This is a genomic window from Acidimicrobiales bacterium (assembly GCA_035546775.1).
Classification (GTDB): domain Bacteria; phylum Actinomycetota; class Acidimicrobiia; order Acidimicrobiales; family JACCXE01; genus JACCXE01.
Genome location: DASZWD010000031.1, coordinates 18,744 through 27,923, shown reverse-complemented (window position 1 = coordinate 27,923; position 9,180 = coordinate 18,744). Strand labels below are relative to the sequence as shown.

General features: G+C 67.9%; 12 protein-coding genes. 1 reads left to right on the top strand and 11 read right to left on the bottom strand.

The window, feature by feature from the left end; genetic code table 11:
• Nucleotides 1-13: 13 nt before the first annotated feature.
• From folB to VHC63_08070, 11 genes are read right to left on the bottom strand one after another with little or no spacing between them, the layout of a single operon-like run.
• Nucleotides 14-367: a dihydroneopterin aldolase gene (gene folB, locus VHC63_08120; GenBank protein HVV36556.1), complete on the bottom strand. Its 354-nt coding sequence runs from the start codon at nt 365-367 to the stop codon at nt 14-16.
• A complete protein-coding gene (locus VHC63_08115) occupies nt 368-892 on the bottom strand; it encodes a hypothetical protein (protein ID HVV36555.1) in 525 nt (174 codons plus the stop codon).
• 9 nt (nt 893-901) lie between these two features.
• Nucleotides 902-1,696, bottom strand: coding sequence for a dihydropteroate synthase (folP, locus tag VHC63_08110; GenBank protein HVV36554.1), 795 nt, complete (start codon nt 1,694-1,696; stop codon nt 902-904).
• Nucleotides 1,693-2,265 (bottom strand): GTP cyclohydrolase I FolE, encoded by a 573-nt coding sequence (gene folE / locus VHC63_08105; protein ID HVV36553.1) that lies wholly within the window; start codon nt 2,263-2,265, stop codon nt 1,693-1,695. Before folE ends, folP begins: the two co-directional genes overlap by 4 nt.
• 12 nt (nt 2,266-2,277) lie before the next feature.
• Nucleotides 2,278-4,224: an ATP-dependent zinc metalloprotease FtsH gene (gene ftsH, locus VHC63_08100; GenBank protein ID HVV36552.1), complete on the bottom strand. Its 1,947-nt coding sequence runs from the start codon at nt 4,222-4,224 to the stop codon at nt 2,278-2,280.
• A gap of 16 nt (nt 4,225-4,240) precedes the next feature.
• Complete coding sequence (gene hpt, locus VHC63_08095; protein HVV36551.1) at nt 4,241-4,759, bottom strand: hypoxanthine phosphoribosyltransferase; 519 nt, start codon at nt 4,757-4,759, stop codon at nt 4,241-4,243.
• An 11-nt stretch (nt 4,760-4,770) separates the two neighbouring features.
• Nucleotides 4,771-5,628: a tRNA lysidine(34) synthetase TilS gene (tilS, locus tag VHC63_08090; protein HVV36550.1), complete on the bottom strand. Its 858-nt coding sequence runs from the start codon at nt 5,626-5,628 to the stop codon at nt 4,771-4,773.
• Nucleotides 5,625-6,713, bottom strand: coding sequence for a zinc-dependent metalloprotease (locus VHC63_08085; protein HVV36549.1), 1,089 nt, complete (start codon nt 6,711-6,713; stop codon nt 5,625-5,627). The genes tilS and VHC63_08085 overlap by 4 nt, the downstream gene beginning before the upstream one ends.
• A 12-nt stretch (nt 6,714-6,725) precedes the next feature.
• Nucleotides 6,726-6,857, bottom strand: a complete 132-nt coding sequence (locus tag VHC63_08080; GenBank protein HVV36548.1) for a hypothetical protein — start codon at nt 6,855-6,857, stop codon at nt 6,726-6,728.
• A 2-nt stretch (nt 6,858-6,859) separates the two neighbouring features.
• On the bottom strand, nt 6,860-7,120 hold the full coding sequence (rsrA, locus tag VHC63_08075) for a mycothiol system anti-sigma-R factor (protein ID HVV36547.1): 261 nt from the start codon (nt 7,118-7,120) through the stop codon (nt 6,860-6,862).
• Nucleotides 7,121-7,125: 5 nt separating this feature from the next.
• Nucleotides 7,126-7,698, bottom strand: coding sequence for a sigma-70 family RNA polymerase sigma factor (locus tag VHC63_08070; protein ID HVV36546.1), 573 nt, complete (start codon nt 7,696-7,698; stop codon nt 7,126-7,128).
• Nucleotides 7,699-7,804: 106 nt separating this feature from the next.
• Between VHC63_08070 and VHC63_08065 the strand changes: the two genes are divergently transcribed.
• Nucleotides 7,805-9,172 carry a DUF1800 family protein gene (locus VHC63_08065; GenBank protein HVV36545.1) on the top strand — a complete coding sequence of 456 codons (1,368 nt, stop codon included), beginning with the start codon at nt 7,805-7,807 and terminating at the stop codon, nt 9,170-9,172.
• Nucleotides 9,173-9,180 lie beyond the last annotated feature (8 nt).

Genomic DNA, 9,180 nt, shown 5'->3' with positions numbered 1-9,180 from the left:
AGGTAGGCGCGCATCAGCGCGACACCGTGATGCGCACCCCCGCCGACGCGATCTCATACGGCACGGGCGGCTTGAGCTTGCGCAGGCCGACTTCGACGCCGCGGATGCGCCCGTCGACGGCCAGCACCGCGTCGGCCATCAGGCGGGCGAGGCGCTCGAGCAAGGCGCACCACGGGCCGAGGACGATGTCAGCCGCGGCGTCGATGATGGCGGCGTAGTCGACGGTGTCCTCCAGGGCGTCAGACGCGCCGGCGAGTGCCATGTCGAATACGACGTTGAGGTCGAACTCGAATGGTTGGGGTTCGATGCGCTCGAAGTCGAGAACGCCGTGCGTGCCCCAGACCCGCACGCCGCGGATCTCGAGCATTCAGGAGCCTGCGTGGGGACGACCGTGCGTGACGACGTCGAGCACCGCGCTCACGATTTCGCGCCCCGTCGCCGTGAGCTCGCGCTTGGCGAGGTGCTCGATGACGGTCACCGCTTGCGGGCCGTTGTCGAGGTTGCCGTTCCACAGCAGGTACCCGGCGACGACGCCCAGGAGGCGGTCGCCCACTTCCTCGCCGTGGAGCAGGATGCGCTCACCCGCCCCGAGCCACGCGCGGAGATGCTCGTAGATCGGCGGGAGGGCGTCGCGGGGATCGTCGTGCGGGCCGAAGGGCAGGTGCGACGCCGGCATGCCGAACTCCTCGTAGGCGGTCATGTTGTGGGGCGACCCGAGGATCGACACGACGCGGCTGAAGCCGTTTTCCCGCAGCCAGATCAGCTCTTCCTGCCGGCGGACCTTGCGGTGCGACCGGCCGTAGCCGCCGGGACGCTCGCTGATCGCCAGCCGGTCCTTCAGCACCCAGATCAGATTCCGCGGCTGAATGCCAGCCGCCCACTTGCCCTTCATGTTCTGGCCTCAGACCCCAACTTCGTCGCACACGATGCGCACGGCGGCCACGGTAGCGGGAACATCGTGTACCCGGACCATTCCGACGCCTTTTGTCGCCGCGAATACGACGCTGGCGATCGAGGCCTCCAGACGGTCGCTCGGCGGTGGAATCGAGCCGTCGGGGTTCGGCGTCAGCGCCCCGAGCATCGATTTTCTGCTCAATCCGACCAAAACGGGATACGGCGTGGCGCAGAACTGGTCGAGGTGGGCCAGCAGCGTGAGGTTGTGGGCCAGCGATTTGCCGAACCCGAAGCCGGGATCGATCCACACCTCCGCGACACCGGCGGCCGTCGCGGCCTCCGCCCGCGCGACCAGGTACGCCAGCACCTCGGCGACGACGTCGCCGTAGTGAGGATCCGCCTGCATGGTCGCGGGGCTGCCCTGCATGTGCATCGCCGCCCACCCGACACCGGCCTCGGCGGCGACGCGCCACAGCGACGCCGACACGTCGTTGACCAGCGTCGCTCCGGCCGCGACCGCCGCCCGGGCCACGTTCTCCGTCATCGTGTCGATCGACACGCGGGAGCGGCCGAGCGCCGCGAGGCGCGCCACGACGGGAACGACCCGGGCGCGCTCTTCGTCCGCGGACGGCAGCACGGAACCGGGCCGGGTCGAGGCTCCACCGACGTCGATGACGTCGGCGCCCTGGTCCATCATCTCGACGCCGTGGGCCACGGCCGCCTCGACGTCGAGATACTGGCCGCCGTCGGAGAACGAGTCGGGCGTGACGTTCAGCACGCCCATGATCAGGGGTCGGTTCAACGGCGCCCGAACAGGATGTTCAACGCTTCGGCGCGGGTGCGCTCGTCGTCGCGGAAGAGACCGTGGACGGCGGAGGTGACCGTCGTGGTGCCGGGCTTGCGCACGCCGCGCATCGACATGCACAGGTGCTCGGCCTCGACGACGACCATCACGCCTTTGGGCAACAGCGTCTTGTTGATGGCGTCGGCGACCTGGGTCGTGAACCGCTCTTGCACCTGCAGTCGCTGCGCGTAGCCGTCGCACAGGCGCGCCAGTTTCGACAGACCGGTGATGCGCCCCTCGTCGCCGGGGATGTAGGCGACGTGGGCCGAGCCGAACCACGGCACCATGTGGTGCTCGCACAGCGAGTAGATCGGGATGTCCTTCACCATGACCATCTCGTCGTGGTTCGCCTCGAACGTGACGTGCAGGTGTGTGGCGGGTTCGACGTCCATGCCGCCCGCAACTTCCTCGTACATGCGCGCCACTCGCGCCGGCGTGTCGCGCAGCCCGTCGCGCGCCGGGTCCTCCCCGATCGCCAGCAACAACTCGCGTATCGCGGCTTCGGCGCGCGCTCGGTCAACTGCCATAGGCAGCAGAAACTAGGCGGTCGCGGGACGGGGACGACGAAGCGCGCCGGGTGCGGGCGCGGTCGCCGGGCGACGGCGGCCGCCGGCGACGGGAATGGCAGCAGGCGAGCCGGGCGTCGGGCCGGACTTCTTGCGGGCGGCCGACTTGCGCGGCTTCCACGTGCCGACCTTGCCGAGGATGGCGGCGAGATCCTCGCCTTCGAGCGTTTCCTTCTCGAGGAGCGCCTGGGCCAGCTCGTCGAGCGTGGCGCGGTGCGTCGTGAGGATGTCGCGGGCCTCGTCGTGGGCGCTGTCGATGAGCGAACGGATCTCGGCGTCGATGCGAGCGGCTACTTCGTCGGAGTAGTTCGGTGCGTGGCCCATGTCGCGGCCGAGGAAGACCTCGCCCTGATGCTGGCCGAGCTGCTGCGGGCCGAGCACATCGCTCATGCCCCACTCGGTCACCATCGAGCGGGCGATGCCGGAGGCGACCTCGATGTCGTTCTGCGCTCCGGTGGAGGGCTCGCTGAAGATCAGCTCTTCGGCCGTGCGGCCACCCATGAGGGTGGCGAGGCGGTGCTTCAGCTGCGAACGCGTCGTGATGTAGCGGTCCTCGGTCGGCAGCGACAGCGTCCAGCCCAGCGATCGGCCGCGAGCCACGATCGACACCTTGTGGACGGGGTCGGCGTGCTCGAGCACGTGGCCGACGAGGGTGTGGCCGCCCTCGTGATACGCGATCACGAGCTTCTCGGCGTCGCTCATCACACGGGTGCGCCGCTCCGGCCCACCGATCACCCGGTCGATAGCCTCTTCGAGTTCGGCCATGCTGATGCGCTTGTTGCCGTGACGCGCGGCGAGCAGTGCCGCCTCGTTCATGAGGTTGGCGAGGTCGGCGCCGGTGAACCCCGGCGTGCGACGCGCCAGCACGTTGAGGTCGACGGCAGGCGCCAGCGGCTTGTCCTGCGCGTGCACCTGCAGGATCGCCTCGCGCCCGGCAAGGTCGGGCTGGTCGACGACGATCTGGCGGTCGAAGCGACCCGGGCGCAGCAGGGCCGGGTCGAGGATGTCGGGACGGTTGGTGGCGGCGATGAGGATGACGCCCGTCTTCGACTCGAAGCCGTCCATCTCGACGAGCAACTGGTTCAGCGTCTGCTCGCGCTCGTCGTGACCACCGCCGAGGCCAGCACCGCGGTGACGACCGACGGCGTCGATCTCGTCGACGAACACGATCGCGGGTGCCGACTGCTTGGCCTGCTCGAACAGGTCGCGCACGCGCGACGCACCGACACCGACGAACATCTCGACGAAGTCCGAACCGCTGATCGAGAAGAACGGCACGCCCGCTTCACCGGCAACCGCGCGGGCCAGCAGCGTCTTGCCGGTCCCGGGCGGACCGAACAACAGCACGCCCTTGGGGATCTTGGCGCCCATGGCCTGGAACTTGGCCGGCGACTCGAGGAACTCCTTGATCTCCTGGAGCTCGGCGACGGCTTCGTCGGCACCGGCGACATCGGCGAAGGTCACCTTGGGCGAATCCTTCGACGCCATCTTCGCCTTGGCCTTGCCGAACTGCATGACGCGGTTGCCGCCGCCCTGCATCGAGTTGAGGAAGAAGAAGAACAGCCCGGCGATGAGTACGAAGGGCAGGATGCTGAGCAGGAAGTTCAGCAGCGCGTTGCTCTTGGCTTCCTTCGCGTCGGTCGGCACGTGGGCGTCGATGAGCTTTTGGGTGAGCTCGTCGGAGTATTGCGCCGGGAACTTGACCTCGTACTTCTCGCCGTTCTTGAGGACGCCCTCGACCTTGTTGGAGCCGTCGATCACGTCGGCGGACTTGATCTGATGCGCCACCACGTCGGCCTCGAAGGTGCTCAGACTCAGCTTCTTGCGCGTCGAGCCCGAGTGGAACAGCGTCGTCAGGACCAACAAGGCGATGAGCGCTAGGACCACGTAGACGCCGGCGCCGCGTAAAACCCGCTTCATATCGGGAAAGAGGGTACTAGGCCTCGAGCACGCCGATATACGGCAGGTTGCGGTACTTCTCGGCGGCGTCGAGGCCGTAGCCGATCACGAAGTCCGGCGGGATCGTGAAGCCCACGTACTTGAGGTCGAGGTCGTCGCGCTGGAGGCCGTCTTTCACCAGCAGGGCGCACACCTCGAGCGACGCCGGGTTGCGGGCGAGGAGGTTGCGCTTGAGGAAGGCGAGGGTGAGGCCGCTGTCCACGATGTCCTCCACGACGAGCACGTGGCGGTTGGTGAGGTCGGCGTCGAGGTCCTTCACGATCCGCACGACGCCGCTGGACTTGGTGGCGGCGCCGTAGGACGCCACCGCCATGAAGTCGAACTCGACGGGAAGATCGATCGCCCGGGCGAGGTCGGCCATGAAGACGAACGCGCCCTTGAGCACACCGACGAGTAGCGGCGGGCGGCCCTCGTAGTCGGCCGCGATCGCCTTGCCCAACTCGCGGATGCGGTTCTGCAGCTGCTCTTCGGAGACGACCACCCTGTCGACACGCACGGCTCGCGAACCTATCCGCGCGTGACGCGCAGTCTGCCTTTGGTGCGGCGCACCGACACACCGGCGACCACGTCGGTCCCGGTCGCTTCCCCCAGCGCCACCGCGAGCACCCGCTCGACGGCGGCCGCGTCCGGCGGGTAGCCCTCCAGATGCGGCCGCAACCACGCTCGGATGGCGCGACGCGCGAGCGGGCGAGGGGCGGCGCACAACGCCGCAGCATTGGACGCGTCGAGCGCCGCGGCGAGTTCGTCGAGCAACGCCACCTCGTCGCTGGCGTGCTCCGCCAGGCGGCACAGCAGCGGCACGGGATCACGGCGGCCGATGTCGCCGAGGAACGGCAGCAGCTCGTGGCGAACCCGGTTGCGGGTGAAGGCCGGGTCGGCGTTGGACGCGTCGACGACCGGCACCAAACCTTCGGCGGCGCACAACGCGTGCGTCTCCTGGCGCCGGATGCCGAGGAGCGGGCGGCGCTCGGGTGCTCCGATGCCGCGCACACCGTCGAGCCCGCTGCCGCGCAGGAGGTTCAGCAAGACGGTCTCGGCCTGGTCGTCGGCGGTGTGCCCGGTGAGCGCGTCCGTAGGCAACACCGCGCGCCGCGCGGCGCGCGCCCGCGCCTCGAGGTTCGGCCCGGCGCCGACGTCGACGCGCTCGGCGCGAAAGCCGAAGCCGTAGCGGGCCGCGGCCGCCCGGACGACGTCGGCTTCATGGACGGATCCGGCGCGCAGGCCGTGGTCGACGTGGACGGCGGTGCCGCCCAGCCCGGCCTGGGCCGCCAGCGCCACGAGGGCGAGCGAGTCGGCCCCACCCGAAACAGCCAGCGTCACCTCGGAGCCCGGCGCCGGGAAGCGGCACCGAGCGAGCAGGTTCATTTTGCGAGGGCGAGATCCGACACCCGGCGGATCCAGGAGGCCGGATCGCGAATCTCGCCCAGCGTGGGCAACAACTCGGGACCGTCCCACACCCGCGCCAGCAGCGACGGGCCGCCGACCGCCTCCACGGCTTCGATGAAGCGCTCGCCCGCTTCGTACTGCTTCATCTTGGCGTCGAGGCCCACGAGCTGTTGCACGACCTTGACCACCGCCGGCTGCGGCGCGTTGCGCCGCTCGTGCAGCGTGGCGGAGAAACGCGCCTGGCTCGGGATGCGATCGCGCCCGGCGCGATCCATGGTCACGTCGCCATGACCTTCGAGCAGGCTCATGAGGCCCTGGGTCTTTTGCAGCGTGGCGAACTGCTCCGGCCCGGCGAGCAAAGCCACGAGACCGCCCTCGTCGAGCGGGTTGCGCCCGGCGCGCACGGCCTCGACCGAACGGCGCAACGCCTCGAGGAACCGTTTGGGGTCCATCTCGGCAACATTGAGCGTCGAGTCGATCAGGCTGCGGAAGTAGTCCTGCATCCACGGCACGCCGGTGAACTGCACGCGATGGGTGACTTCGTGCAGCGCCAACCAGAGGCGGAACTCACGGGGCGGAAACCCGAAGCGCTTCTCGAGGGCCAGCACGTTCGGCCCCACGAAGTAGACGACGTCGCCTTCGTGGTTGTCTGCCTCTGCGCCGGCAGGCGGGTCGTCGAAGAGCAACGCGTCGTACTGCCCGAGCACGCGCGTTGCCATCCAGCCGAGCATCGTGCCGACTTCGACACCTGACAGCGTTGACGCCGGAACGGCCAGCGGGCCTTTGAGACCCGACGCGAGACGATCTGTCAGCGGCCGCAGCAGGCGGCGCATCGAGCCGATGTTCGCCCGCACCCAGTCGGCACGCTCGACGACGACGGCGCGCGCGGGGCCGCGCAGCGACCGCAGACCGATCTCCTGGTACACAAGCTCTTCGGCCTGCGCCGTCAGCTCTTCGAAGTCAGGCCGCAGCGAGGCGTAGTGGTACGAGCGCGCCAGCGGCTCAGTACCGGCGACGCGGACGGCGACCCGTTCAGCAAGCCCCCACGCAACCGGCTCGCTCACGTGCTGCCTCGCCTATCGCGGGTACTTCGGACGGATCACCTTGCGGATGTACCCACCGGCGAGGCCGACCGCGACACCGACGGCGCCGGCCATCAACGGAAACGCGACCCAGGCGTGCCACTGCTTGGCAGCGAGAACGAGCATGCTCAGAAAGTTACTTGCGTGCCGCCGTCGTTACGAAGCGCGGCGAGAATCTTTTCGGTCAGCCCGTCGGGCAGCGGTTCCTGGCACTTGCGGCTGATGATCTGGAGCAGTTCGGCTTCGAAGTCGAACTTCTCGAAACAGGGAGCGCAGGCCTCGAGATGGTGCTGGATCTCGAGCTTCACTTCGGGAGTGAGTTCGCCGTCGAGGAACTCGTAGAGCGTGTGACGAGCGTCGTCACAGTTCGCATGCTCGTGGTTGTCCATAAACGTCACCGACTGGCTTCCTCGACCAGACCCCGTTCGAGTCCGAATTCGTACAACGCCTTCTGCAGTGCCCTTCTTCCCCGGTGGAGCCGACTCATCACGGTACCGATCGGCACGTCCATGATGTCGGCGATCTCCTTGTAGGAGAAGCCTTCGACGTCGGCGAGCAAGACCGGGATGCGGAAGTTCTCCGGCAAGGACTCGAGCGCTGACTTCACCTCTTCGTCGGTGATGCGCTCGAGGACTGTGTCTTCGGTCGTGCGGTTGGCCAGCGCAGCTTCGAGGCCGCCGACGCGGTTGTAGAGGAAGAAGTCCTCGCCTTCCTCGAGGTCGACGGACTCCGGCCGGCGCTGCTTGGCGCGGTAGCTGTTGATGAAGGTGTTCGTCAGGATGCGGAACAGCCACGCCTTGAGGTTGGTACCTTGCTGGAAGTTCCCGTATCCCCTATAGGCCCGTAAAAAGGCCTCTTGCACCAAATCTTCAGCATCGGCCGTATTGCGTGTCATGCGCACAGCTGCCCCATATAGGGCAGACATGTACGGAGTGGCGTCTTCGGCGAATTTTGCAGGATCAGCGATGCCTCGACACTAACTCTCCTAGGGGTAGGTGCCGATAAGACGAATTGTTGTCAATCTGTTGAGACCAGCGTGGGGCGGACGCTGCTCCTGAAAGGGCTGTTTGGCCGTGGCCGCAAGTTCAGAAGCGCTCGTCGCCCACGTATGGCGACGACTCGGGTTTGGTCCCGCGCCGGGTGATGTAGAGGCTGGCGTAGCCGCCGGCGGTGCCGGTGCGGTCATCGACGAGCTGCTCGCTCGTCCGGCGACGACGCTCGCCGACTGGCAGTGGCCCGTCGACCAGGGCGTGTGGCAAGACGCCGTCTACTGGCTGAACCACATGTTCTTGAACTGGGCGCAGAGCCCCGGCCAGGTACAAGAGCGCGTGTCGTGGATCCTCGCCGGCCTGCTCGTCGTGGGCGCCAACGACGTGGTGCAGTACGCCGACTACAAGGACCACCACGCCCGACTGCGCGGCTGGTGCGCCGCCGGCTCGTACAAGGCCCTGCTCAACGACGTCGCCAACAGCGGCCCGATGCAGAAGTACCTCACCAACGTGTTCAGCGTGCCGCCGCACCCGAACCAGAATCTCGCCCGCGAGATCATGGAGTTGTTCAGCCTCGGCGTGACCCACGCCAAGACGGGTGCCAACAACTACACCCAGACCGACATCGAAGAGATCGCCCGCGCGCTCACCGGGTACGTCATGGATTGGAACACGGGCGCCGTCTCGTTCGCGACGGCCAACTGGGACAGCGGCACCAAGACCTTCCTCGGAGCGGCCCGCGGCGCGGCGCAGTTGTCCGACGTCGTCGACGCCATCACGCAGCAGGACGCGTTCCGCTACTTCGTGCCGAAGCGCCTCTACCGCGAGTTCATGGGCTTCGACCCGTCCACCAGCGCGATGGACGACATGGCGGCGGTGTGGGGCACGAGCGGCGACATCGCCGGTCTGGTGTCGCACATCGCGCACCGCCCCGAGTTCCTCGCCGACACCACCGTTGGCAATCGTGTGAAGAGCCCCGTCGAGTTGCTCGTCAGCCAGATGCGGGTGCTCGGTGTGCAGAACATCGACGACTGGTCCGTGTTGTGGACCAGCCAGACGATGCGGCAGAACCCGATCCTTCCCCCCGACGTTTCCGGCTGGGACAACATGTGGCTGCACCCGACGCAGATCGTCCAGTGGGCTCGGTACAACTACTGGTACACGTGGCACGACACCGGTCCCGACAAGGACACCGCGACGGATGGCACGGCCACCCCGCCCGAGAAGCAGAACCCGACGGTGCGCAAGCTCTACGCCGAAGCCACCCGCGCCACGGCGGCGGACATGGCCCTGCAGCTCGCCGGCCTGCACGACGTGTCGAGCCAGACGCGCAGCGCCATCGACGCGTACGCCCAGGCCACCGACTACGGCGCCAGCGAGCCGTGGAGCTACGCCCGCGCCTGTGGCGTCATGCAGTTGGTGTTCGACAGCCCTGAGTTCATGGTGAGTTGAGGAGAACC

Excerpts from the sequence above, each read along its gene's own strand:
- VHC63_08080 (HVV36548.1), bottom strand. The coding sequence starts at position 6,857 with ATGCTCGTTCTCGCTGCCAAGCAGTGGCACGCCTGGGTCGCGTTTCCG.
- folB (HVV36556.1), bottom strand. The coding sequence starts at position 367 with ATGCTCGAGATCCGCGGCGTGCGGGTCTGGGGCACGCACGGCGTTCTC.
- ftsH (HVV36552.1), bottom strand. The coding sequence starts at position 4,224 with ATGAAGCGGGTTTTACGCGGCGCCGGCGTCTACGTGGTCCTAGCGCTC.
- folE (HVV36553.1), bottom strand. The coding sequence starts at position 2,265 with ATGGCAGTTGACCGAGCGCGCGCCGAAGCCGCGATACGCGAGTTGTTG.
- VHC63_08115 (HVV36555.1), bottom strand. The coding sequence starts at position 892 with ATGAAGGGCAAGTGGGCGGCTGGCATTCAGCCGCGGAATCTGATCTGG.
- tilS (HVV36550.1), bottom strand. The coding sequence starts at position 5,628 with ATGAACCTGCTCGCTCGGTGCCGCTTCCCGGCGCCGGGCTCCGAGGTG.
- rsrA (HVV36547.1), bottom strand. The coding sequence starts at position 7,120 with ATGGACAACCACGAGCATGCGAACTGTGACGACGCTCGTCACACGCTC.